The following is a 25,400-nucleotide window of genomic DNA, read 5'->3' on the forward strand; positions in this document are numbered from 1 at the left end:
GCGCAATTTAATTTAAGAATGGCAAAATCTACAAAAAAGGAAACTTTAGACAAAAAAAACGAAGCAGAATCTAAAGGTATAAGGTCATGGAAATTATCCAAACAACACCGAATTGTTTTGGGTTTTTTGTTGGTATTATTTTCAATAGCTTTATTCGTTGCCTTTGTTTCATTTTTCATTTACGGACAAATTGATCAAAGTGCAGTAACCGAATTATCGAATAGAAAAGAAATAGTTCAAAACTGGCTAGGTAAATTTGGAGCGTATTTATCAGATTTTATAATATATAGAGGTTTTGGAATCGCTTCCTTTTTATTTGTTCGTTTATTTTTCTTAACAGGCATGTATTTAGTTTTAGATCTTTCGATAAAGAAACTAAAAGCCGTTTGGTTTTGGGATCTATTTGTAATTATTATTATATCGGTTTTGTTTGGTTTTTTTGCCACTTCTTTACCAGAATTGGGAGGAACTATCGGATTCGAATTGAATCTTTTAGCCCAAGATTACATAGGAAAAACGGGGACGCTATTGGTTTTGATATTTGGATTAATCATTTATATTATTTTCAAACTTCAAGTTTCGCCAGAAAAAGTGCAATCTTTTTTTGAAAACACAAAAAAAGAAATCAAAGATGATATGACAAAAAATCCAGTTTTGTCATCAAATGATAGCTTTTATAATTTGGAAGAATTTGCGGTAGACGAATCTGAAGAGGAAATAGTAAAGGATGACATCCATTTAAAAACTACTGGATCTCAATTCGAGATCAACAAAGAAGCTTTAAAACCAACAATTTCAAACGCCTCCGAAATAAATCTAGAGCCTACGCTTAAACCGCTTGACATGACCATTCTGCCAACGGTACAACCTATCAAAGAAGAAGCTTTTGTGATTGAAAAAGCAATTGAAGAAGACATTATTGAAGATAATTTAGCTTCACGATTGGTGTCCGATTTTGGTCTGTTTGATCCTACATTGGATTTATCCAATTACAAATACCCAACTATTGATTTATTAAAAGAATATTCTACTGGTGGAATTACCATCAATCAAGAAGAACTTGAAGAAAACAAAAACAGAATTGTAGATACCCTACGCAATTACAAAATAGAAATAGCGCAAATCAAGGCGACTGTCGGGCCATCGGTAACTTTATATGAAATTGTCCCCGAAGCTGGAATTCGTATATCAAAGATTAAAAGCTTGGAAGATGATATTGCGTTGTCACTTTCGGCATTAGGGATTCGAATCATAGCTCCAATTCCCGGAAAAGGAACTATTGGTATTGAGGTTCCCAATAAGAATCCAACGATGGTTTCTATGAAAAGTGTAATTGGTTCGGCAAAATTTCAAGAAGCCGAAATGGAATTACCCATTGCGCTAGGAAAAACCATCTCGAATGAAACCTTTGTAGTTGACCTTGCGAAAATGCCTCACTTATTGATGGCGGGTGCAACAGGACAGGGGAAATCAGTTGGATTGAATGCTGTATTAACTTCGCTTCTATACAAAAAACATCCTGCAGAAGTAAAGTTTGTCTTGGTAGATCCTAAGAAAGTAGAACTTACCCTTTTTAATAAAATAGAAAGACACTACTTGGCAAAATTACCAGATACCGAAGATGCCATCATTACTGATAATGCCAAGGTTGTAGCCACTTTGAATTCACTTTGTGTAGAAATGGACAATCGTTATTCTTTATTGAAGGATGCGATGGTAAGAAACATTAAAGAATATAATGATAAGTTTAAAGCTAGAAAATTGAATCCTGAAAATGGGCACCGATTTTTACCTTACATCGTTTTGGTAGTAGACGAGTTTGCCGATTTGATCATGACTGCAGGTAAAGAAGTAGAGGTTCCTATTGCGCGTTTGGCTCAGCTGGCTCGTGCTATTGGTATTCATTTGATTATAGCTACTCAAAGACCTTCGGTAAATGTAATTACCGGTTTGATTAAAGCCAACTTTCCGGCTAGAATCGCTTTTAGAGTAACCTCAAAAATCGACTCAAGAACAATTTTAGATACCGCTGGAGCCGATCAATTAATAGGTCGTGGAGATATGTTATACACAAATGGTAATGATGTGGTTCGGGTACAATGTGCATTTGTAGATACGCCAGAAGTAGAAAAAATTACTGAATTTATTGGTTCGCAAAAAGCATATTCTACCGCGTATTTGCTTCCTGAATTTATAGGAGAAGATGGTGGAATAAGTTTGGAAATGGACATATCTGATAGGGACACATTATTTAGAGAAGCAGCAGAAGTTATCGTAAATGCTCAACAAGGCTCAGCTTCTTTATTACAACGAAAACTTAAATTAGGATACAACAGAGCGGGTCGATTAATCGATCAATTGGAAGCAGCTGGGATTGTAGGTCCTTTTGAGGGCAGCAAAGCCAGAAGTGTAAACATACAGGACATGACAGGGTTGGATCAGTTTTTTAGTAATGAAAGTTAGAGCTTAGAGCTTAGAAGTTATAAGTTATAAAATAGATTACAGAAAGCTGTTTTCGATTTAGAGAATTGACAATAATAGTGGATTTCAAAGTCCCTTGTGATTTTTTGTTTTTTTTATATTTTTTAAATTTTCATAAATAAAATAAATTTATTGATTAACGTACATGCGTGAGGGATAGAAGCTAGCTACCGAAGTAGCGCGAATAGCCCGACTCTTTTTAGGAAAGGGGCTAATAGCGACAATGAATGTTAGCCCCTTTTCTAAAAAGAGTCACGCCCAAAAAGCCATAATCTACTACTGAAGATTTCATATCTAAATAATAGACAACAAAAGAGTACTTTTGCAGCAAATAATTATTAAATGACACCACAATTCAAAACAACAATGAAACAATTTATCAGCCTTTTATTCGTTTTTTTTATTGGATTTTCGGCACAATCGCAAGATAAAAAAGCCAAAGATTTGCTAGACAAAGTAACATCTAAAGTAAAAAGCTACAACAACATCACTATCGATTTTAAATACTCCTTGAACAATGCAAAAGAAAACATTAATCAAGACAGTAAAGGCAAAGTGGTAATGAAAGGGAATCAATATGTACTGGATTTTATGGGTATCAAGAAAATTTTTGACGGAAAAAAAACGTACACAATTGTTCCTGAAGATGAAGAAATTACTATTTCAACCGTTAATGAAAAAGATGATTCGGCAATAACTCCATCAAAAATGTTAACTTTTTTCAATACCGGTTATAAGTTTAATATGGATATTGTTCAAAATGTAGGCGGCAAAAAAATACAATATATCAAATTGATTCCGACCAACCCAAAAGACCAAAGAAAAGAGATTTTACTTGGCATCGATTCTAAAACAAACGCAATCTATAATGTAATTGAAATAGGCAAAAAAGGAACTAAAACAACTTTAACCGTTAATTCTTTTAAAACAAATCAACCATTACCGAAAAATCAATTTACATTTACCGCAAGCAAATATCCCAATTATTACATCAATACATTAGACTAAATATTTAGGTGAAGATTCTAGACAAATACTTATTAAAAACTTTTTTGGGCACATTTACAACGGTATTTGTGATCCTTTTTTTTGTGTTCGTTCTGCAAACCGTTTGGCTATTTATTGCTGAACTAGCTGGGAAAGATTTGGATATTTTCATGGTATTAAAATTTTTAATACTTGCAATGCCAAGAATTGTACCTTTGGTGCTCCCACTTTCTATTTTATTGGCAGCCATTATGTCTTTTGGAAGTTTATCCGAACATTATGAATTTGCAGCAATGAAATCTTCTGGAATTTCGCTACAAAGAGCCATGAGAAGCTTGACGGTTTCTATTGCCATATTGAGTGTTATTGCATTTTTATTTGCCAATAATGTAATACCTTATGCCGAATTTAAGTTTGTTAATTTTAGAAAAAACATTGCGCAAGCTAAACCAGCACTTGCTATTGCAGAAGGACAATTTAGCGACGTTGGTTTATACAATATCAAAGTCAATAAAAAATCGGGAGAAAATGGGAATCATTTAACTGGAATAACGATCCATGAAAAATCACAAAACGGTGACGGAAGTAAAACAGTAATCAAAGCCAAAGATGGAGAATTGATTAGTAGCGACAAATCGAGTATTTTACAATTGGTGCTTAATGACGGAAATTATTACCAAGACATTGTTCCAAAAAAGTATGAAGACCGAACCAAGTTGCCTTTTGCCAAAAGCTCTTTTAAGAAATACCGCATAAACATAGATCTGTCTAATTTGAATAAAGTAGACAATGACCAATCTGTTTCTACAACAAACAATATGCTTAATGTAAGCGATTTGAAATACACACTGGATTCCTTGAGTAAAAATAGGGATACTGAAATTATTTCATTCTCAGAAAATAGCGCTGCTAGACTAGGCATTTTAACGGATAATAAAGCCCCTGAAGTTGCTAAGAAAAAAACTATAACTAAAAATTTATTATCTCTATTTTCCAACAAACAAAAAACAGAAATTCTAAATGCTGCCAGTAGTAATATTCAAAGTTTAATGTATTCAATTGATGCCACAAAAAGCGAACTGGATAACAAAAAGAAAAATATAAACAGCCACATATTATCCTTAAATGATAAATTTGTAATCGTTTATGCTTGTTTTTTGATGTTTTTTATTGGGGCCCCATTGGGAGCTATCATTCGAAAAGGAGGGCTTGGACTACCAATAGTATTTGCTGTTTTGATTTTTATATCCTTTCACTTTATTAACACATTTGGGAAAAGGATTTCTCAGGAGGATGGATTATCCCCATTTTTAGGTTCTTGGATGTCATCTATAATACTGACCCCATTAGCCATTTTATTGACCTATCGAGCCACAAATGACATTGGTTTGATTAATATGGATGTATTACTTGCTCCAATTCAAAAAGTATTTCAAAAACTGTTTCAAAAATTAATTCCATCTCAAAATAAAGAATAAGATGTCTACCAACAAAATACAACTCAACACTATAGAAGAAGCCATTGAGGACATTCGTCAAGGCAAAATAATCATAGTTGTTGACGATGAAGATCGCGAGAATGAAGGTGATTTTCTGGCTGCTGCTGAGAAAGTAACACCCGAAATGATCAACTTTATGGCGACACATGGCCGAGGTTTAATTTGTGCGCCGCTTACTGAAAGTCGTTGTAAAGAACTTGGATTACATGTGATGGTAAGTAACAATACCGACCCTATGGAGACTGCATTTACCGTTTCGGTGGATTTAAGAGGTAATGGGGTAACGACAGGAATCTCAGCAGCCGATAGAGCCAAAACAATACTTTCATTAGTAGATTCAAATACCAAACCGCATGATTTAGCACGTCCAGGCCACATTTTTCCATTGATAGCCAAACAAGGAGGTGTCTTGAGAAGAACTGGGCATACCGAAGCAGCAATTGATTTTGCAAGATTGGCCGGATTCAAATCTGCTGGAGTAATTGTCGAAATAATGAATGAAGATGGAACAATGGCTCGTTTGCCACAATTGGTAAAAGTCGCTAAGAAATTTAATTTAAAATTGGTTTCCATCGAAGCATTAGTGGCGTATAGAATGCAACACGACAGTTTGATTGTCAAAAAAGAAGATTTTGATATTGAAACCCGTTTTGGTTCATTTAGATTAAGAGCGTACCAACAAACCACCAACAAACAAATCCACATTGCTTTAACCAAAGGAACTTGGAATATAGGTGAAGCGGTATTGACACGAATCAACTCTACTTCGGTTAACAATGACATATTAGGAACGTTGACCAATGATGCCAATAAAAAATTGGATGACATGTTTCAATTGATTAACCAGGAAGGTAAAGGTGCTGTATTATTCATTAATCAAGAAGTGGCTTCAATAGATTTACTGAACCGCATATCCGAATTAAAAGTTTTACAAGCACAAGGGGAATTCAAAGCGCCACAAATCAAGATGGACAACAAAGATTTTGGTATAGGTGCTCAAATATTACATGATATTGACATTTCAAAAATTCGATTATTATCAAATACCGAACAAACGAAACGCGTAGGAATGATAGGATACGGCTTGGAAATAAAAGATTTTGTGAAGTATTAGTTTTAGGAACTTAATTATTTGCAAAAATGAATAAAATCATCCTTCTGAAATATATTTAGAAGGATTTTTTTATGCTCTTTTTTGATTGAAACCAAACCACTCTGCACTGAAAGCACATAGATTTGACGGACCATACAGAATCTACAAGGTAAAAGCACTCATTTATAGAATACAAATTACAGAATTTAGCACAAATTATTACCGATTACTTATCCGCTATGGTCCAATAAAAATAGAGCATTTTTATACTCTATCAGTATTTTATCGCTAGTAATAGGACAATTTAAAAAATTAGAGATAAGACATGTAAAAAATTGTTTGATTTGTAGCTAATAATGTTTTGAAGGAAAAGAAAACACATTATTATATATTGCTTTAAACTATATCTAAAACCAATTAAAAGTATAGCTATTGGAAATACAATATCGTTTTTTATAATTAGCCCTCACTCCGACTCCATCCGAAAGAGATAAAACTGGATTTTAATTTATTTCTAAATGGTATCATAGCATCATTCAAAGCCAATTTTCAATCACTTTTCACTAATCACAAAATGGCCACTAAACTTTTTTGAAAATTATTTTTCGCCTAAAGCAAAGCAAATGAAACAATTAAAAAAATCCTTAAAAAAAAGATGAATTTTTTCTAAAAATACACTTGCACAACCAAAAAAGGTTCTTATATTTGCACTCGCAATCAGCAATGATAGCAACATACTGGAGAAATGGCAGAGCGGTCGAATGCGGCAGTCTTGAAAACTGTTGACTGTAACAGGTCCGGGGGTTCGAATCCCTCTTTCTCCGCAGAATAACTTTCAAAAGTTATCAAAACCTCGAAAATCTTATGATTTTCGGGGTTTTTTCTTTTTAGAAACTTTCAAATTATTCAATAAATGACAAAGTTCAAGGAGTCTATCAAGGAGTCACCTAGGATCAATTCTAAAAAACTTCTATTTTTTACATCTACTATCCCAATTTGCCATTGAAAATTCCGTCTGTAACACTTTCTTAATAAACATTTCCCTTATAGAATGCAGGAAACCTTTTCTATTGAATTGACATGAAATAAATTCAAAACCAATTAAAAAATACTGTTACTTCCTTTTTTTTAACAAATCAACAACAAACGATATTCGCCTTCATTTTCTATGGGGGCTCTATGAATACAAGGTAGCACTTGTTGTTTGGGATGATCTACCGCTAGGCGCCAAAGATGACCTATTCCTAAATTAACAGGCATAGCATTTGGTTTGGTTTGATAATGCAAATCAAAATAATTTTCCTTTAAAAAAATTTCAAATTCCTCCGATGGGCCGTTATGCAATTCATTAAGCTTTTTCCGAATTTCAGGTATTAGAATTTTTTGCTCTACATGATCATTTGAAATAATATCACTTGCAGCTCCGTGATACGTACATAAAAAGGTATCTGTAGCGATGGGTGAACGATCTACATGATAGGAATACACATCTGTGGAGATGAAATCAAATTCATCATCGCGTTCATAGCATTTAAGTAAATTAAGAGAGGGAGAAGCTCCAAAATCGGTTAATAATTGTAAATCATTTAAAATAATTTCCCTTGCAATATTCCCCTTTTCTGATAGCTGAAGTGCCACTAGATCTTTAGGATAAACCTCTGTTATATTTTCTTTTAGTTGCAGTTGACCTACGATTTCTTTAAAATCGCCTTCCAAATTTCTGTACCAGCATAGGGCATTCTTTTCTCCCTTAAAATCCGTTTGTACAAGTTCAGAAAAAGTGGAGATCATTCCAATTTGACTGTAGTCAGAAAATGTATTGCTCATAGTATGTTATCAAGAAACTAGTTACTTCGTGTACTACAAAAATAAGGAATTGCAAGCAGCCGCAGCAATTATATAACTATATACTTTAGACTGTAATAGGTTTTCAAAATACCAACACTTTCTAAAACCCACTAGCGATGCCCTAATTTTTTCACACAACGTACACATTACCGAATGGGCACAAGTAAAAATATAAGCTTCAAAAATATTATAATACAAAATAAAATTTGAATTCTAATCACTTTAATAAAATATAAAGAGTATGATTTATATTGTAGTTGATATAAAAAAAACGGAACAACAACAAGAAATTAACTACAATTAATGCAAGCAATCTATGTTTCTTGATAACTATCCATTTTGTTTGAAATCTATATGCAATCTGAAATTTTGAAACCCTTACATTTTAAACTGCAAAAACATTATAATTAATTATATTCCTATCATCCAATCCGAACCAAATTCACAATAAAATTTCAGCAATATAAGTTGGAATTCATATAAAAGTTGGGAAACATTTTAATAATCAAAGAACAATTTTCAATTAAATTTGTATTCATGAAGGAACGTTAAGGAATTACGGGAAAGTGAATATAAAATATCCAAGATGAAAATTGAAAAATTAACTAAAGAATTAAATGATATACTGCAATGTATCATTGAAAATGAGTCAAAAATAGATCAAACCATCTCAGGAATACACGAAAATTATCGATTAAGTGCAAAGAATTTATGTCGTTATTTAATCTTGCGTAGTTTTGATTTAAGAAAATACCACAACAGTCTTTCTGATTATGGAGTGTCCTCTTTGGGAACATCCGAAGGATATGTATATAGCAATCTTTATAATGTAATCAAAAATTTAAAATTAATTCAAGGTCTTCCATTTCAAGAAAAATCAAAAATAGAAATCATTGGCTACCAAAGAAGTAAGAAATTAGTAAAGAAAAATGCCAATAAATTATTTAATGCCGTAAGGAAAAATCATTTTACGGAAATAATGGTTACGCTCCCGAACGAAGCTGCAGAAGACAAATGTATTATTGAACAAATGGTTCAAAGTGGAATGGAAATTGCAAGAATAAATTTGAGTCATGGTGACATTACTATTTGGACAAAAATGGTTCAATTTATTCAAGAAATCAAAAAAGAATCTAAACAAGAAATTAAAATTTACATGGACTTATCGGGTCCAAAATTAAGAACTGCCTCTATTGAAATACCTAAAAAGAATGGTGCTATAAAAAACAGTATTCCAATTAGAGTTGGCGAACATATCATCTTGACCAAAAGAGAAACTTTAGGTAAAAAATCAAAATTCGGAAAAAATGATATTCAACTTTCAAAAGCAGAAATCGGTATATTACTTCCCGAAATAATCGATGATGTTCAAATAAATGACACCGTCCTATTTGATGACGGCATGATAAAATCGATTGCCATTTCAAAAACTGAAGACGAAGTAGAACTTCTTATAACCAATTGTTATAAATCAAAATTATCAGCTCAAAAAGGGATAAACTTACCTGACACTAAATTAAATCTCCCTGCTTTAACCGAAAAAGATATTGAAAACTTACCATTTATTTGCAACAATGCTGATATAGTGGGGTATTCTTTTGTACGAACGGAAAAAGATGTTCACTATTTATATGAACAATTAGATCAAAATAACGCAAAGGATTTGGGTGTTGTTTTCAAAATCGAAAATAAAGAAGCCTTTGAAAACCTACCTTTTATACTACTCAAAGGCATGAAAAGAGACAAAATAGGCGTTATGATAGCAAGAGGTGATTTAGCCGTTGAAATAGGTTTTGAACGAATTTCGGAAGTACAAAATCAAATTCTATGGCTTTGTGAAGCCGCTCATATTCCAGTAATTTGGGCTACTCAAGTATTAGATAATCTTGCCAAAACAGGAATTCCTACTAGAGCAGAAATAAGTGATGTCGTTCAAGGATTACAAGCAGAATGCATAATGCTAAACAAAGGACCTTATATAAATGATGCGATCAAAATGCTAAAAAACATTTTGATCCGGATGGAAGCCCATTCTTTCAAGAAAAAAAATGCTCTTAGAGCTTTAAACATTGCAAAAAATGCAATAAATCAAATTATTGGCGATAATAGTTCTATTCCAAAAAGTTAAAACCATCCTGATCAATATAAATAATAATTCACTAACTATGCTCATCTTATAGTAGTATTGTATAAAAAATGGAAAACAATCAATTTATTTTCTGCCTCGAAGCCGTTCCTGATATAGAGAACACTACCAAAACTGCCGTTATCAAAAACCTCGAAAACCTCGTTTTTGAAGAAGGCATCGCCAGTATTTACAAAACTTGTGATACTATAGAAGGTTTAGTAGATGGTTTAAATGCCCTACTTTATGACGACCATAACTTCAAAGATTATGAAATAATCTATTTTGTCATGCGTGGCGAAAGAGATTCTATTTGCTTGAATGACTATTATTATAGTTTTCAAGAATTAGCGGAGCTTTTTGAAGGTAAACTCAAAGGAAAAATACTGCATTTTGCCAATGCCAAAACTGTAGATTTAAATGAGGAAGAAGCCCAATATTTTTTAGATATTACAGGTGCCGCAGCAGTTTCTGGCTATGGAGTGGCATTCAATATTGTTAGCAGCAATTCTTTAGACAAAGCATTTTTTAGTTTATGTCAAGAATATGATGATGTTACCGAAATTGTAGAAGAATTACATCAAAAACACCTCGCTCTTTGTAAATTATTGGATTTCAGATTGTATTACTAAAAAGGAAATCTCAACAGTCAAATCATCCTTTTAAAGTACCTTTATCACTAATAAACGTTTGAAAATATGATTCTATATATCAAAAATATGGTTTGCAACCGATGTAAAATGGTAGTCAAATCTGAATTGGAAAAACTTGGCATGGTCACTCAAAGAGTCGAATTGGGCGAAGTTACGATTGACAAAGATTTAGATCATACCGAAAAAGAACAACTAGACCATGTACTTAAAGAATTAGGCTTTGAATTAATTGATGATAAAAAAAGTAGGTATATTGAAAAAATAAAATCTTTAATTATCGAATTAATCCAAGAGCAAAACAATAATTTAAAAATCACCTTATCCGATTATTTGAGTCAAAAAGTACATCACGATTATTTCTATCTTTCGAATCTTTTTTCAGAAATTGAAGGTACCACTATCGAGAAATATTTTATTGCCCAAAAAATTGAAAAAGTCAAAGAATTATTAGCTTACAAAGAATTGTCTTTGGGAGAAATTGCATTTCAATTGAACTATTCGAGTGTAGCACACCTAAGCAATCAATTTAAAAAAGTAACAGGCCTTGCTCCTAGCCATTTCAAGAACATACGATTAGGAGGTAGAAAATCTTTGGATGAAGTATAAATGAATAAAAATTCTTTTATTGCCTATTTTTTTTATTACAAAGTATTGCAACACTTTTCCAAAAAGCTGTAACTTCTTTGGATAAAAACTCCTGAACTTTGACGTGTAAATCAAATTTATACAAAATGACAACTGATCAAAGAATTACATTTCATATTCCATTGGAGAATGTAGAAAGCGAACATTGTGCGCTTATCGTCGATAAAGGTCTAGATAAAATAAAAAGTATCAGTTCCCATAAAGTGGAACTTAACAATAATAGAGCCATTATTACAGTAACAAAACCCGAAGCGTTGTTTGACGCTGTTGCTGCAATTCGGAGTTTAGGATATGGCGTGACTACCCTAAAAAAAAACATCCCCGTTCTCGAAATGAGTTGCGCTTCCTGTGCAATTGGGGTAGAAACGGCTATAAAAAATCAACCAGGAATCGTTAGCGCGTCGGTCAATTTTGCTACAGCTACGGTAGCCATCGAATATTTGCCCAACATTATTACTGTACCCGAAATCAAGAAATCGGTCCAGTTGGCTGGTTATGATTTATTTATAGAAGAAGGAAATAAAGAACAAGAATCGCTGGAAGAAATACACGAAAAAAAATTCAGCCAGTTGAAATTGAAAACCCTTTGGGCTGGATTGCTTACAGTACCATTGGTAATCATTGGGATGTTTTTTATGGATATTCCGTACGCAAACGAAATCATGTGGGTTTTATCGACTCCAGTAGTCGTTTGGTTTGGTCAAAACTTCTACATCAATGCTTGGAAACAAGCCAAACATCGTTCGGCTAATATGGACACATTGGTGGCTTTGGGAACAGGAGTCGCCTATGTTTTTAGTGTATTCAATACTGTATTTCCTAATTTTTGGCACGAAAGAGGTTTACATGCCCACGTCTATTTTGAAGCCGCAGCAGTAATCATAACATTCATATTGTTAGGTAAATTACTCGAAGAAAAAGCCAAAGGAAATACATCGACAGCGTTAAAAAAACTTATGGGATTACAACCCAAATCGGTTACTGTGATAACCAAAGATAATCAACAAATTACAATTGCGATTGATAATGTAAACGAAGGAGACATTATTCTCGTCAAACCAGGAGAACAAATTGCAGTTGATGGCATCGTAACCAAAGGAAACTCTTATGTAGATGAAAGTATGCTGAGTGGGGAACCTATTCCGATATTGAAAAAAGAGCATGAAAAAGTATATGCTGGAACGATTAACCAAAAAGGAAGTTTTCAATTTTGTGCAGAGAAAGTTGGTTCCGAAACGATGTTGGCTCACATAATTAAAATGGTCCAGGAAGCACAAGGCAGCAAAGCGCCTGTACAAAAACTAGTCGACAAAATAGCAGGAATTTTTGTTCCTATTGTAATTGGAATTGCAATTATCACATTTGTTACATGGATTATTTTTGGCGGTACAAATGGTTTCTCTCAAGGATTGATAGCTTTTGCTACTGTTTTGGTGATTGCCTGTCCATGTGCCTTGGGATTGGCAACTCCTACCGCAATTATGGTTGGAATTGGTAAAGCTGCCGAAAAAGGAATTTTGATTAAAGATGCTGTAAGTTTGGAATTGGCACATAAAGTGAATGCTGTTGTTCTGGACAAAACGGGTACAATTACTGAAGGCAAACCAATTGTAACCAATTCACATTGGATAAACGATACAACAGCTCTAAAACAAATCTTAGTCAGTATCGAAAAACAATCCGAACATCCATTGGCGGAAGCCGTACTACACCATTTTGATGACAACAATAGTATTGATTTAGAACATTTTGAAAGCATCACTGGAAAAGGAGTTGCTGCAACTGTAATGGGCAAAACGTATTTGGTAGGAAACAAAAAATTATTGCAGGAAAAAAATATTGAAATTTCAAATGACCTTATTGCAAAAGCAAACGAATGGAGTGGCGAATCAAAAACTGTAATTTGGTTTTCGGATGATACTCATGCAATTGCAGCAATTGCCATTGCCGATAAAATTAAGGAAACGTCTATAGCTGCTATAAAGCAATTACAAGAGTCTGGAATAGCCATTTATATGTTGACAGGTGATAATGAAACTACGGCAGCAGCAATGTCTAAAAAAACAGGAATTTCGAACTATAAAGCCGAGGTTTTGCCCGAACAAAAGGCCGCTTTTGTAAAACAATTACAAAACGAAGGAAAAATTGTAGCAATGGTTGGAGACGGAATTAACGACAGTACCGCTTTGGCGCAAGCTGATGTCAGTATTGCAATGGGAAAAGGTAGCGATATTGCAATGGATGTGGCCAAAATGACCATCATTTCATCAGATCTCAATAAAATCCATGAAGCCATTATACTATCCAAACAAACCGTGGCGACGATTAAACAAAACTTATTTTGGGCATTATTTTATAATGTGATCAGTATACCAATTGCGGCGGGAATTTTATATCCCATCAACGGATTTCTGCTGAATCCCATGCTTGCAGGAGCAGCAATGGCGTTGAGCAGTGTAAGTGTGGTGAGCAACAGCCTTAGACTAAAATGGAAAAAATAATATAGCTTAAGGTCAATAGTAATTATACCTGCTAAAACTAAAAAATTAAAATAACGATAAATTAAATAGCAATGAACATTAATCTAAACGAAAAAGAAACCACATTTCATTTCAAAACAAATATAAAATGTGGCGGTTGCATAGCTACAGTAACACCTTTTTTAAATGCTGCAAAAGGAATTACTAAATGGACAGTAGATACTACAGCTAGTGACAAAATACTTACTGTAACTTCCAATGGTATTTTGGAAAGTGAAATTATTGATATAGTTCAAAAAGCAGGTTTTAAAATTGAAGTTTTAAACTAAAGAATGTTTTTTCTGTTATCGAAAAAATGAATTGGTTTCCGACTCATTGGATTAAAAATAAGTGGTTTTAGGGCTTCACTTGTTGTAAATTCTATTTTAGGAGTTACACGCAATTTGGCTCTAAAATGATCTTTTAATTCCTGCATAAAAACAGGTGTTGGATTTTTAACCACAATCTTTATCAGAATTTCATCTGTTCCCAAATCATTGGTCGAAATTTCGATAATGTAACTTTCAATGTTATCAAAATCGTTCAAAACATCATTCATCGCAGGCGGATACAAAGTTGTTCCTTTGTATTTTATCATTTGTTGTTTCCTTCCAATAACGGGTCCCACTCGCATTGTTTTTCGACCACACAAACAAGGTTCGGTATGCAATTGTACAATATCACCTGTTTTAAAACGGATCAACGGCATGGCTTCTATTCCCAAAGTGGTAAATACTAATTCACCAGATTCACCATTTTTTACTGGATTATTAGCTGCATCCAGTACTTCAATAATAATCAATTCGGGATGATGATGCCCTCCTACTCCATGTTCACATTCTGTAAAGGCTGTACTCATTTCGGTAGAAGCATAGGTTGAAAACAACTTGATGTTCCATTTATCCGTAATTTTTTTGGATAACACATTCATGCTGAAATCTTGATTTCGGAGAGGTTCTCCAATACAGATAGCGCCTTTTACACTCGAATTATTCAAGTCAATACTGTGATTTTCGGCATATTCGATCATTTTCAATAAAAAGGAAGGAACAGTAATTAAATACGTAGGTTTGTATTTTAAAATAGAATCCCACTGCAATTCTGGTATTCCCGCACCAACACGAATCACTCCTACTTTCATTTTTCGAAGACCCAAGAAATAAGCCAATCCTGCCATAAAACGGCGATCAATAGTGGTCATTAGTTGCACAACATCACCTTCTTTTATACCCGCACAATCAAATGAAATGGCTTCGTTATAAGCCAATCGATCCAAATCTTTATCGGTCAATCCAAAAGTAACAGGATCGCCCAAAGTTCCAGATGTAGTGGCATAATCTATAATTTTATTTGCAGAAACACACAAAAAATCATCATTGTGCTTTTGTAAATCTTCTTTTTTGGTAAGGGGCAAAAGCGATAAATCCTCAAGGGTTTTTATACTGGAAATATCAATATTTTTTTTAGAAAAAAGAGCTTTATAAAAAGGAGAATTGCTATTGACATAGTTTAATATTTCTACTAATTTTTGTTCCTGAAACGATTTTATTTCGGTTGTAGTGGCTAGTTCTATCTTTGGAATCATAATCGTTTTGTTTTTATTTTCTTAATATAATGGCTAATCTTTTCTCTTTCAGGAAGTGTGGAAATCTCTTTGGTCAATGTTTTTTCAAATTGTTCTTTAGCCAAAGTATATTTTTTATTTTGATAAAAGTACAATCCAACTTTATAATAAACAACCCAATAATCAGGATTTAACGATTGATAATAGTTGATATAATCAGGAGATAATTCTTTTTTGTTTTCTAAAAAAAAGTCCATTTTTTTATCTTCTACCCGAAATTGTTCATAGTTTTTGTATTCGACTGTTTCTAAAAAAGGATCAGCAGCAATATTTTTAAATTCATCTTCTATGGAAACTAAGTTGCCATTTGCATTGCTGTTTTTAAAAATAGCAGACAAATCATAACAGACAAATTCACCCAATTGATAAGGACTAGACGAAACCCAAACTAATTGTTTTGCAGGCTGAAAGACAATTCCATGATGAGCTAATAAATGATTTAAAGCCTTATCATTCCCGTAGCCCAAAGGTATATTATTTAGTCCCTCTTTGTTTCGTAATATATCCACTGCAATTTGAGGAGTAATTTTTGAACTTTGATCCAATAACTGGTTCATTCGATCAAAACGATATTGGGAATGACTGTTTTTAATTTGTTTTTTATTACGTTCATTCCCTTTTAAAGCATCACTTTGAAAATGATTGGTACTTACCAACTGAGTACCATTGGACACTTCAAAAACTCCCAAATTATCAGGTGTAATTTCAATTAAAACGGCCCTATTATCCTTGGCACTTCCCACCATAATTGATTCTGAAACAAATACTTTTTTCTTTTTTGCAATTGCAATTGCTTCATCAATGGTTTTTGCATATTGCACTATTTCTCGAGTCAAAATAGAGATTGGAGTTTTGGCAATCAATGGAATTTTTGACTTACCCGCATTTATGGTTACTGTCAAACCTTCGACATTCATACCAGAGCAGACTCCTATCATTCCAGGCCAAGTTAGCATCATAAAAGGGTAGCCGTCTTTTGGATTGACAAATGCCACTATTTTATCTTTTGCGAAAGCATCACCAACATAAAAATCAAAATTTCGTCCAAGAATTAAATTTCCATCTTCGGTTTTATCACCCCAAGCAGCAAATGATGAACAACCTACTAAAGCTAAGTCCTGAACAGCATGACCAATATCATGAGCACCATGCAAATACAAATCTCTTAAAAAACTTGGAGCAATATAGTTTAAATCCTGAGGTGAATATTGTGAAAGCCCATAAATTTCGGCTTGAAATTCATTTTCTACATTTAAGAATAACTTCCGATTGTACCAATTTAAAAAGTCAACCATTACACGCTTTTTAAAATTGGAAGGAACCAAATCATTTACTTTTTCAAAGAAAACATACTCTTGTTTTTTTAATAAAGAATCCGTCAAACTGCCAATAGCCAAACCACGCTCCAGAGGATCTCCTTCAACGTAGAGTTCCCACAATTTTTGTTTGTTTTTAAGTAAAAAATTATGACCTGTATAAAAAGCAGTATTGGACTTTTTTTCAACAATGGGGATGGTGCTGTTGTAATTTGCGATATTAGGTTGGTGTCGCATCGATTTTGAAGTGCCACAAGAAGCAACCATAAAAAAGAGAAATACAATATAACAAAGATGTTTTTTCATGCACTTTAAACTAATGTCATTAGGCGTTTTGATTGATTTTATTGACCAAATATGTTTTTCCTAAAATCTCTGAGCAAGTAACAACAGCACCTATTGTGACTCCCAAAACACCGTGCATATTAACACTTTGACCTGTAAGATAAAGATTATCTAACTTTGTTTTGGAAGGAATAAAAGTTTTCATCGGATTATTGGAATCCTTTTCATAACCATACATATTTCCGTTATGCCCTCCTATATAATCTCTATATGACAAAGGTGTCGAATTATGTACTGATCTAATACAAGTTTTAATTCCAGGAAACTTTTGTTCTATTGCTTCCAAAAAACGATTTGTTTTTCGAATTTTGAAAGCTTCATAACTCTCTCCTCTGTCATTTTCATTTGCAACAGTATTGAATGTTTCTTTCCAAGAATCCATCTCAGAAAATTTCATATAAGTTAAAAATGTCATTCCCTCTGCCCAACCATCATCATTTTTTGAAGCATTCATCGAAGCCATAAATGCTTTTGGCCAAGTATCCTCCGTATAGTCCTGTGCTGTCCAAACCTCGTCACTATGTGTAAAATGGTAATAATTTCGATTGGAATACTTAAAAGTTTTTGGTTTAAATACGATATACAAACTAAAGGCTGAAACTCCTCCTTCTAAACTAGAAATTCTATTAACGAAGGCTTTCCTAAAATGATCTTCACCTGCCATTTTCAAGGTGGTTTTAGGATCCACATTAGATATGAAATACTTTGCAGAAACACTCGTACCGTCTTTTATTATAGCTTTTGTAACAGCATTATTCTCAATGGCCAATTCTTGTACTTCTTTATATTTAAAAACTACTCCACCGTGTTTTTTGAGTTGTTTTAATAATTGTTTTGTTATTTGGCTACCTCCATTTATACAACGCCATGCACTTTGCATATAACTATTCACCGTCAATGCATGTACATAAAATGGGGATTTATCGCCACTCCCGGCATATAGAAAATTACTGCCCGAAAAAACGGATCTCAACAATTTATTTTCAGTTAATCCGTCAATAAACACTTTGGCATTTACTCCCAAAATATCAGTATCATATTGCCCTTCCGATCTTAAATTATAAAGTGGAAAAGAATTACAGGTTGCTATTATAGCATCACAATATTTGCGTATTGCTTCTTCTTCCTCAGGAAAAAAATGAGCCAATTGTTGTATAAAATTTTGATAGCCTTGCGCATGAGGAAACTCCTGACTTACATCACCGAAAGAAATCATATCATGTCCATTCTCGTCTAATTTCTTTAAATTTAAATCATCCATTATTCCAATATATTTGAAATAGCGATACAGATTCTGACCTTCACTTAAACCACCGATGTAATGAATACCGGTGTCAAAAATAGTTTTGTCCCTTACAAATGTTTGCAGATTCCCACCATACTGATTGTTTTTTTCCAAGACACAAACACTATAACCTTCTTTGGCCAAAATGATTGCCGAAACGAGTCCTCCCAATCCGCTTCCAATTATAACGACATCATAGTGTTTCTTTATTCTCATTCTACTTTTTTCTTAAGAATAATTAAATTTTCCATCTCAAATTCAATGCTAAAACCAAATTTCAAAATTATCGGTTTTAGATTATCTGCTTTTAATAATAGGACTGTTGGTGCTAAATTGCAAATGGTTTCCAAATTGTAATTGTCAATTGCACTTTCATCTGAAATCAAAACAATATCATATTTCTTTAGAACAATTAACTCCATTGGCGCCCCATAAAGTATCTTTCTTTTCCCTACAATATAATTGTTTTGGGCAACAGCACGATTTTTACCCGAAACGAGTATCGCATCAATTTTTCTCTGTGGTTCCTGCAAAGCTAATAAAACATCTAATTGCCCATAATCATTGGCAAAATGCGCTATTTTAGCTTTAGCATCAATCCATTTATTTAAATTATAGTATAATGTTAAATGCTGCTCTAAGTCTACTTTTACCGCTTGTATAATTTCAGATTCTTTGAAAGCATAACTATTGATTAACTTTGCTCTAAAATAATCCTTTCCTTCTAAATCCAAACGTAATTGTTTATAATGTAACTTAAAAAAAGTACTTATTTTTTTGGTACGTTCTGCCAAATTATTTCCAAAACTGGTATCATTAAATGAAATACGATCCAAAATAGTCACAGTTGTAACACCTCCGTTAATTACAAAATCCCCCTTGGGCAAAACCTCCGAATAGCCATGAATGACTATCGGCACAATGTCTAATTGCAATTGTTCTGCCAAATAAAAGGCTCCTTTATGAAAACGTTTAATCGAATTATCATCAGATCGTGTACCTTCTGGAAAAACCATAATAGAAAATCCTTCGGCTACTTTGGTTCGTAAATGTTCTATTCCATTATCCATTCCGCTGGACACTGGATAAAATCCTGCCAATCGAACTCCTTTGCCAAAAACAGGTGAGTTATACACCCAATCACTGACCAAAAAAATGATTTTTGGGTTCAACATACCAATGGCTAATATATCCAGAAACGAACTGTGATTGGCAATAATTACAGCTGGTTTATCAAACTTTTCGTTAGAAACATTTGTGATTTTGCGTTTTATCGAAGGATAAGTCATCAAGACTGAATGCATAAACTTGGATAAAACAAAATGAAAGGCTCTACGTTTTGTTTTATCCGAAAAAGGAATAATTCGCATCAAAATCCAACTGACCATTGACAATAAAAAACCACCTAAACCAAAGTAAGAAAATGACAAAACCGAATGTAATAATAGTCTGATTTCAAAAGGTGCTTTTCCTTTTTTTACTCGATTGGTAACAAAAAAATGAAACACCAAAGGTTGTAGAATAAAGGTAATCATCAATGCCGAAAATATTCCAATTATCGCAATTAAAGAAATGGATTTTAAGGCGGGATGATGAGCAAAAATAAGTACACCAATCCCTAAAATTGTCGTAGCTACCGATAATAAAATTGAGGTTCTATAACTAGGCAATTCAATTTTTCCAAAAGTATATTCCTTTTGCAAAGCCGAAGTCATAAAAATGCTGTAATCAACTCCTATTCCAAATATCAAGGTACAAACAATGACATTGACCACATTAAATTGCAAACCAAAGATTCCCATTAGCCCTGCTGTAAATATCCAACTTATCAAGATTGGAATAATGCTAATAATAGCCAATTCTACTTTTCTAAATGCCAACAACAATACAAAAAACACGGCAATAAAAGAATAATTAACCAAATCTTCAAAATTTGTTTTTAGCGTACCCAGAAATGTTTCATTGGTTTGTTGTCTATCAATAACAACTAGATTGGGTTGTTTTTTAACTTCGTTTACAAACCAATCCCTTTTTTCAACAGGAACTTTCACCAAGGTAGAAATGGTATAAAATCCATTCTTTTGAGCTATAAATTCATCCAAATAAAAAGATTTCACTCTAAGATATTCTTCAATGGTTATTGGCTTAAAACTTTTATTCAATAACTCATAAAAACCATCAAATGTAGTGGCTTTAAAACCATATCGACTGCCTTCGCTTTGTAACGATTGAGTTAAACTGGCTTTTTTTTGGGTGTCCCAGAAAGTATTCCACTCTGCAATTTTTTGTTTTTGCACTTCGGCCGAAAAAACAATTCCACCTATCGAGCTAAAATTTAAAATTCCGTTTGCTTGTTTGTCTTTTACCAAAACTTGGAAAAGAGCATTATTATTTGCTACGACTTCATTATAACTTTTTCCATATGTTGCTAAATAAATCGATTTTGAGGAGTCACTATTGGCAATATGGTCCAATTGTTTCTCAGCCATTTTCAATTTAGGTGTCATAAAATTCAAAGCAGAAAGATCATTATTGAAAGTCACTTTTGAATAGGTAAAAAGCGACACAACCAACAACAATAGCATGGAACCAATCAACACTTTATTTTTGTGATAGGAATACCCTCCCAATGTATCAATTATATTTTGCCCTTTTGCCTTTGAAAATGAAAATTGATGAACTGAATTGGAATTTGATGGTTTTATAGCTGTTTCAATAATTTGTTTTGAAGATTGCGGACGATACAAAATTGGTATCAAAACCAATGAAAACACAGATGTTGAAACCACGCTTAAGGCAGCAAAAATCCCTAAATCCTGCAAAGCTTCCGATTTGATAAAAAACAAACACAAAAAAGTAATCGACGTTGTGATTCCGCAAAGCAACAATGGTTTTGTAATGTCTTTATATAATAATTTGACATCTTTATTATTTCTCAAATGTGTCAAAACATAAATAGAATAATCTGTAGTTTCTCCTAATAATATCGAACTTATTCCCAATGAAATTGCCGAAATACTACCTTTGCAGAAATACAAAACAGTCAAAGCAAAAAGAGCTCCAAGCAATGATGGAATGAAAATAATTATTGGTGTAGACAAACTTCGATAGAAAAAAGCCAAGAGCAAAATCAATGTAATTCCAGCAAAAATGGAAGTGTTTTGCACATCAGCTTTGATTTGAGTGGCGTTGGCAACAGCAACAGGTGTTGACCCAAAATAAGTCATTTCAACTTTGCCTTTGAAATGTTCATTCAAATTTATTCTAATTTTTTCCAGTTTTGAAATGAAAATGGAATTTTTATCTGTTTCATTTGTAGCCAATTTTGGAGTTAGAAAAAGTAATAAATGCTGTTTATCCTTGGTTAACACAAAACCATTTTCAATTGCAAAATTATCCCCAATGCTGAGTTGTTGCATTTTCTTCAATGCAATAAACGAAATACCAAGCGGATCACGAAGAATAAAATCTTTGGAAACCAATCCCGCAGGAGAAATTAATGATTTATAATCGCTGGCAACGCTATTTGCAATACTATCCTTTTGCAATTTATTTTGAATTGCCACATAATCCTTTTGATCTAAAAATAACGGCAAATTGGCATACACAAAATCAAAAGTCTCTTGTATATTTTCTTCTTCAATTTTACCTTGTACTTTGTCCACAAAAGGCTGACAATTTACATCCAGACTGTCTATAAAAGTATTGGCAAATGCTGTTAAATCCTCGGTCGAACCCTGCTTCTTGTTGGAAATAATAATGGTGATTTTATCAGCAAAATTAACCTGATCCAATACTTTTGTAGTTATGCCAGATGTATCGTTCGAAGGAATTAATTGATTTATATTCTCCTGAAATGAAATTTGGGAAGCAAAGAATCCCAAAAACAAAACTATAGCAACTGCTATACCAATTGAAAATAATTTTCTCTTGGCGATGAATGAATTTAAAAAGAATAGATATTGGTGCATACTGCTACTTTTTATTTTTTAAATTATCCATCAAAGTGAGTAACAAATAACTCGTTAAGCCGAATAAAATAGCCATAAAAGTAGCTAGAACAAAACTACCAACAACGTATTGCATAATATTCTTTTGAATATCTGCCAATGTCATATTCATATTAAGAATCAATGGTTTTTCATTTGTTATAAAATAACTGCCGATTTTTAACGATGCATAAATAATAAATGGAATGAAAGGCGGGAAACTCACATTGGAAAAAGCAAAAGCAATTGCTTTATTCAACTTTAACAAAACAGCCAAAAACAAAACTAGAATCGTTTGAAATCCCCAAAAAGGTGAAATCCCAATAAAAACGCCTAATGCTATTGAAAATGATTTACGGGCATTTGAATCATTGCTTTCTAGTACATTTTCAAGGAAAAATTTTTTAAGTCCTTTTTTTTTTAATTTCTGAACAAAATTTCGCGGTTTTATATAAATCAAAGTAATAGTTACCAAAACAGTATTGAGAATACTAATTCTCGTAAAATCTTTGAAAGGTCTAAAATGAGAAACTCGTTCTACGGGGTCATACAAAACCTGTACCGGTATGTTCTTGACAGGAATATTTTTCCAAGCTGAACGTACGATTATTTCTATTTCAAACTCAAATTTATTGGTAAAAAAACGATTTGGGATTTTTTGTAAAGGATACAATCTATAACCCGATTGGGTGTCTTCTAACTTATTTCCAGTTTCAAACCAAAACCAAAAATTAGAGAACTTATTACCAAAACTACTTTTTTTGGGTACATTTTCCTGAGTCATATTGCGACTTCCTATCAAGAGTGCATCGGCATCTTTTTCAAGAGCTGCGATAAAACTGGGAATATCCGAAGCAAAATGCTGACCGTCTGAATCTATAGTTATGGCATAATTGTAATTCAATTCCAATGCTTTTTTTATACCATTCCGTATCGCCCTTCCTTTTCCGGTATTTTTAGTATGGTGAATTTGTTCCAAATGCGAGTAAACTTCCAAAATTTCATTCGTACTATCGGTAGAGCCATCGTTGACCACAATAACATTTGAAGTATATTGCAAAACCGAATCTAAAACACGCTTCAACGTTTTGTGATTATTATAGGTCGGTATAATAACACAAACTTTTAATTGCTCCATTCGTTCTGTTTCTGGAAAACTAGCACTCATTTACTCTTTCTTTAAACTTTTTAATCCAATGTTGTTTAAGTTACAATTTTACTTCTTCTGTAAACAATCACAATATTTGCTAAACCTAGATTGCGATCCATTTGAAGACTTCAGCTATTTATCAAATAATTATTTTACCAAAAGTTTTTCGGTAGCTGTAAAACTTTTTGATTGCGTAATAAAATCACCAATATAGGTTTTCAAAGCTCCTGATTGTTCTTTAAAATGGTCTAATAGGAACTTTTTATCTTCCTTTTTATTTCCTCTATAATTTACAATCTTAGGTACATTTTCCTGAACACTCAATCGGATCATTCTAATTTCTATTGAATTTGGCTCATTTGCAACAGCATATTCAATTAAACTTGAACCTTCTTTAAACTTCTTAGATTTATCTGAAATCTTTTTTTCTAATTTAGAAATAATTGCCAAAGAAGCTCCTTTGTATGCAACCAAAGTTTTACTGTCTTCTTTGCCTACCTCATTTAGTTTTGCGGCAAACTCTTTAGCATTAATTTCAGAATCAGTAGCGGTTGTATATAATTTCCTGATTTCAGTTATAGAAGGAGTACTGGAAAGAAATAAAAAAAGAAATAAAAAAATAGTTTTCATATGTAGATCATATTTGTTTTTTATAGGAATATGGCATCGCTAGATCTTCATAGGTGTTTGAGACAGCTTCTGTCATGGCGATTTCATTTTTATAAATTAAAATTTCATAAAATTATACATTGATGACCAATTATTCTCTAAGACAAAAAAAAGTTTGTTATTTATCTCGAAATAACGAAATGACATTAAGAAAAAAAATCATTACTACATAAGTATCGAGAGGTTTTAAAACTAAACTTTTCTATATACACTGCTTAATTTTAAAGCCACAGTTTCACCAAAATAACTCACATTTTTCACTTTTATCAAATTATCTTCTGTAGCGGTGACATCCAAATCCAAAAGTAATTCTGGTGTATTAAATGGATTAATCAAAGCCATGAATTTAACATTTGATAATGATTGCATAAATAGTGCACTTCCTGTAATTTGCTCTGTCAGTTCTTTTATAATTTGCATCATACAAACTCCAGGCATTATCGGATTTCCAGGAAAATGTCCTTTAAAAACTTCATGCTTTTCATTGACTAAAATTACAGCTTTGTATTTAGAATCTGCAGTGTTTTCCAACGAAATTATAGTATAAAAATCTTTTAATAACATAGCTTATTTTACATCAAAAGTATAAGTTCCTCCTAAAGAAAAAACGACATTAGTATGGTTCTCATTAAAATCAGCAACTGGAATAATACCTTTTTTTACTCTAGCTTCTATTCCAAAATTGGGTGTCAAATTTAATCCCACACCTAATACAAAAGCCATATCAAAATTGGTATCGGTATCAAAGTTTTTATTTGTAACAAAATCGAGTGTCGGGCCTAAATGCACGTTGAATCGATCTGCAAATGTAAATTTATTTACTACTCCTATCGATAAATAATCAACATCTAAAGTAGTATTCGTATTAATTGATCTATACTTTGATCCTTGAGCAGAATAATTGATTTCTGGCTGTAAAGTATAAAATCTTGAAAGTTTTATTGCACCATAAAAACCAATATAAAAATCTGTTTTTGTATCAAACTGAATATTCGTTGTACCTAGATTTGATGGATTATTAAGGTCAGTATAATAATTGTCTCCTTTTGTGAAGTGGCTAAAATTGGCACCTCCACGCAATCCAGGTCTGAAACTCACTTGAGCATGCGCTTGAATTGTTCCAAAAAAAGTAAAAAGTAAAATTAATAATCCTTTGGCAATTTTCATTTTAA

Annotated in this window: 18 protein-coding genes and 1 tRNA gene; 10 read left to right on the forward strand and 9 right to left on the reverse strand. The window is 32.8% G+C overall.

What is annotated here, in order from left to right:
- Nucleotides 1-18 precede the first annotated feature (18 nt).
- The 5 genes from OYT91_RS06815 (at nt 19) to OYT91_RS06835 (ending at nt 6,884) form a co-directional block, all read left to right on the forward strand.
- Complete coding sequence (locus tag OYT91_RS06815; RefSeq protein ID WP_281240039.1) at nt 19-2,463, forward strand: DNA translocase FtsK; 2,445 nt, start codon at nt 19-21, stop codon at nt 2,461-2,463.
- A gap of 384 nt (nt 2,464-2,847) precedes the next feature.
- A complete protein-coding gene (gene lolA1, locus OYT91_RS06820; protein WP_281240367.1) occupies nt 2,848-3,489 on the forward strand; it encodes an outer membrane lipoprotein periplasmic chaperone LolA1 in 642 nt (213 codons plus the stop codon).
- A gap of 8 nt (nt 3,490-3,497) precedes the next feature.
- Nucleotides 3,498-4,946, forward strand: coding sequence for an LptF/LptG family permease (locus OYT91_RS06825; protein ID WP_281240040.1), 1,449 nt, complete (start codon nt 3,498-3,500; stop codon nt 4,944-4,946).
- 1 nt (nt 4,947) lies between these two features.
- Entirely contained in the window at nt 4,948-6,081 is a 1,134-nt protein-coding gene (gene ribB / locus OYT91_RS06830; RefSeq protein ID WP_269222507.1) for a 3,4-dihydroxy-2-butanone-4-phosphate synthase, read from the forward strand.
- 718 nt (nt 6,082-6,799) lie between these two features.
- A tRNA-Ser gene (locus OYT91_RS06835) sits at nt 6,800-6,884 on the forward strand.
- A gap of 304 nt (nt 6,885-7,188) precedes the next feature.
- Here OYT91_RS06835 and OYT91_RS06840 read toward each other — a convergent pair.
- Nucleotides 7,189-7,887 carry a DUF1826 domain-containing protein gene (locus OYT91_RS06840; RefSeq protein WP_281240041.1) on the reverse strand — a complete coding sequence of 233 codons (699 nt, stop codon included), beginning with the start codon at nt 7,885-7,887 and terminating at the stop codon, nt 7,189-7,191.
- A 607-nt stretch (nt 7,888-8,494) separates the two neighbouring features.
- Between OYT91_RS06840 and OYT91_RS06845 the strand changes: the two genes are divergently transcribed.
- From OYT91_RS06845 to OYT91_RS06865, 5 genes are all read left to right on the forward strand, one after another.
- Nucleotides 8,495-10,036 (forward strand): pyruvate kinase, encoded by a 1,542-nt coding sequence (locus OYT91_RS06845; RefSeq protein ID WP_281240042.1) that lies wholly within the window; start codon nt 8,495-8,497, stop codon nt 10,034-10,036.
- 68 nt (nt 10,037-10,104) lie between these two features.
- A complete protein-coding gene (locus tag OYT91_RS06850) occupies nt 10,105-10,665 on the forward strand; it encodes a DUF6642 family protein (RefSeq protein WP_281240043.1) in 561 nt (186 codons plus the stop codon).
- A gap of 66 nt (nt 10,666-10,731) precedes the next feature.
- The gene (locus OYT91_RS06855; RefSeq protein WP_281240044.1) at nt 10,732-11,292 is read left to right on the forward strand and encodes an AraC family transcriptional regulator; all 561 of its coding nucleotides are present in this window, start codon (nt 10,732-10,734) and stop codon (nt 11,290-11,292) included.
- Nucleotides 11,293-11,417: 125 nt separating this feature from the next.
- On the forward strand, nt 11,418-13,832 hold the full coding sequence (locus OYT91_RS06860) for a heavy metal translocating P-type ATPase (RefSeq protein WP_281240045.1): 2,415 nt from the start codon (nt 11,418-11,420) through the stop codon (nt 13,830-13,832).
- Between the two features lie 71 nt (nt 13,833-13,903).
- Nucleotides 13,904-14,140, forward strand: a complete 237-nt coding sequence (locus tag OYT91_RS06865; RefSeq protein WP_281240046.1) for a heavy-metal-associated domain-containing protein — start codon at nt 13,904-13,906, stop codon at nt 14,138-14,140.
- Here the strand turns inward: OYT91_RS06865 and flxY are convergent.
- The 8 genes from flxY to OYT91_RS06905 form a co-directional block, all read right to left on the reverse strand.
- A complete protein-coding gene (flxY, locus tag OYT91_RS06870; protein WP_281240047.1) occupies nt 14,137-15,435 on the reverse strand; it encodes a flexirubin biosynthesis putative acyl-CoA ligase FlxY in 1,299 nt (432 codons plus the stop codon). The two genes, OYT91_RS06865 and flxY, sit on opposite strands and share 4 nt — an antisense overlap.
- Complete coding sequence (locus OYT91_RS06875; RefSeq protein ID WP_281240048.1) at nt 15,432-17,096, reverse strand: C45 family autoproteolytic acyltransferase/hydrolase; 1,665 nt, start codon at nt 17,094-17,096, stop codon at nt 15,432-15,434. Before OYT91_RS06875 ends, flxY begins: the two co-directional genes overlap by 4 nt.
- A gap of 19 nt (nt 17,097-17,115) precedes the next feature.
- On the reverse strand, nt 17,116-18,636 hold the full coding sequence (locus OYT91_RS06880; RefSeq protein ID WP_281240049.1) for a phytoene desaturase family protein: 1,521 nt from the start codon (nt 18,634-18,636) through the stop codon (nt 17,116-17,118).
- Nucleotides 18,633-22,391 (reverse strand): 1-acyl-sn-glycerol-3-phosphate acyltransferase, encoded by a 3,759-nt coding sequence (locus tag OYT91_RS06885; protein ID WP_281240050.1) that lies wholly within the window; start codon nt 22,389-22,391, stop codon nt 18,633-18,635. The genes OYT91_RS06880 and OYT91_RS06885 overlap by 4 nt, the downstream gene beginning before the upstream one ends.
- Nucleotides 22,392-22,395: 4 nt before the next feature.
- A complete protein-coding gene (locus OYT91_RS06890) occupies nt 22,396-23,577 on the reverse strand; it encodes a DUF2062 domain-containing protein (protein ID WP_281240051.1) in 1,182 nt (393 codons plus the stop codon).
- A gap of 129 nt (nt 23,578-23,706) precedes the next feature.
- On the reverse strand, nt 23,707-24,189 hold the full coding sequence (locus OYT91_RS06895; RefSeq protein ID WP_281240052.1) for a hypothetical protein: 483 nt from the start codon (nt 24,187-24,189) through the stop codon (nt 23,707-23,709).
- 231 nt (nt 24,190-24,420) lie between these two features.
- On the reverse strand, nt 24,421-24,792 hold the full coding sequence (locus OYT91_RS06900; RefSeq protein ID WP_281240053.1) for an ApeI family dehydratase: 372 nt from the start codon (nt 24,790-24,792) through the stop codon (nt 24,421-24,423).
- Nucleotides 24,793-24,795: 3 nt separating this feature from the next.
- Nucleotides 24,796-25,395, reverse strand: coding sequence for an outer membrane beta-barrel protein (locus tag OYT91_RS06905; RefSeq protein ID WP_269222461.1), 600 nt, complete (start codon nt 25,393-25,395; stop codon nt 24,796-24,798).
- Between the last annotated feature and the right edge of the window lie 5 nt (nt 25,396-25,400).

This window comes from Flavobacterium praedii (assembly GCF_026810365.1).
GTDB lineage: Bacteria > Bacteroidota > Bacteroidia > Flavobacteriales > Flavobacteriaceae > Flavobacterium > Flavobacterium praedii.

Bases quoted from the DNA above. Each gene is read 5' to 3' on its own strand.
- lolA1 (WP_281240367.1), top strand. From the start codon at position 2,848: ATGAAACAATTTATCAGCCTTTTATTCGTTTTTTTTATTGGATTTTCG.
- OYT91_RS06850 (WP_281240043.1), top strand. From the start codon at position 10,105: ATGGAAAACAATCAATTTATTTTCTGCCTCGAAGCCGTTCCTGATATA.
- OYT91_RS06845 (WP_281240042.1), top strand. From the start codon at position 8,495: ATGAAAATTGAAAAATTAACTAAAGAATTAAATGATATACTGCAATGT.
- OYT91_RS06895 (WP_281240052.1), bottom strand. From the start codon at position 24,189: ATGAAAACTATTTTTTTATTTCTTTTTTTATTTCTTTCCAGTACTCCT.
- OYT91_RS06890 (WP_281240051.1), bottom strand. From the start codon at position 23,577: ATGAGTGCTAGTTTTCCAGAAACAGAACGAATGGAGCAATTAAAAGTT.
- OYT91_RS06855 (WP_281240044.1), top strand. From the start codon at position 10,732: ATGATTCTATATATCAAAAATATGGTTTGCAACCGATGTAAAATGGTA.
- OYT91_RS06840 (WP_281240041.1), bottom strand. From the start codon at position 7,887: ATGAGCAATACATTTTCTGACTACAGTCAAATTGGAATGATCTCCACT.
- OYT91_RS06900 (WP_281240053.1), bottom strand. From the start codon at position 24,792: ATGTTATTAAAAGATTTTTATACTATAATTTCGTTGGAAAACACTGCA.
- OYT91_RS06815 (WP_281240039.1), top strand. From the start codon at position 19: ATGGCAAAATCTACAAAAAAGGAAACTTTAGACAAAAAAAACGAAGCA.
- OYT91_RS06875 (WP_281240048.1), bottom strand. From the start codon at position 17,096: ATGAAAAAACATCTTTGTTATATTGTATTTCTCTTTTTTATGGTTGCT.
- OYT91_RS06880 (WP_281240049.1), bottom strand. From the start codon at position 18,636: ATGAGAATAAAGAAACACTATGATGTCGTTATAATTGGAAGCGGATTG.
- OYT91_RS06860 (WP_281240045.1), top strand. From the start codon at position 11,418: ATGACAACTGATCAAAGAATTACATTTCATATTCCATTGGAGAATGTA.
- OYT91_RS06865 (WP_281240046.1), top strand. From the start codon at position 13,904: ATGAACATTAATCTAAACGAAAAAGAAACCACATTTCATTTCAAAACA.
- OYT91_RS06905 (WP_269222461.1), bottom strand. From the start codon at position 25,395: ATGAAAATTGCCAAAGGATTATTAATTTTACTTTTTACTTTTTTTGGA.
- OYT91_RS06885 (WP_281240050.1), bottom strand. From the start codon at position 22,391: ATGCACCAATATCTATTCTTTTTAAATTCATTCATCGCCAAGAGAAAA.
- flxY (WP_281240047.1), bottom strand. From the start codon at position 15,435: ATGATTCCAAAGATAGAACTAGCCACTACAACCGAAATAAAATCGTTT.
- ribB (WP_269222507.1), top strand. From the start codon at position 4,948: ATGTCTACCAACAAAATACAACTCAACACTATAGAAGAAGCCATTGAG.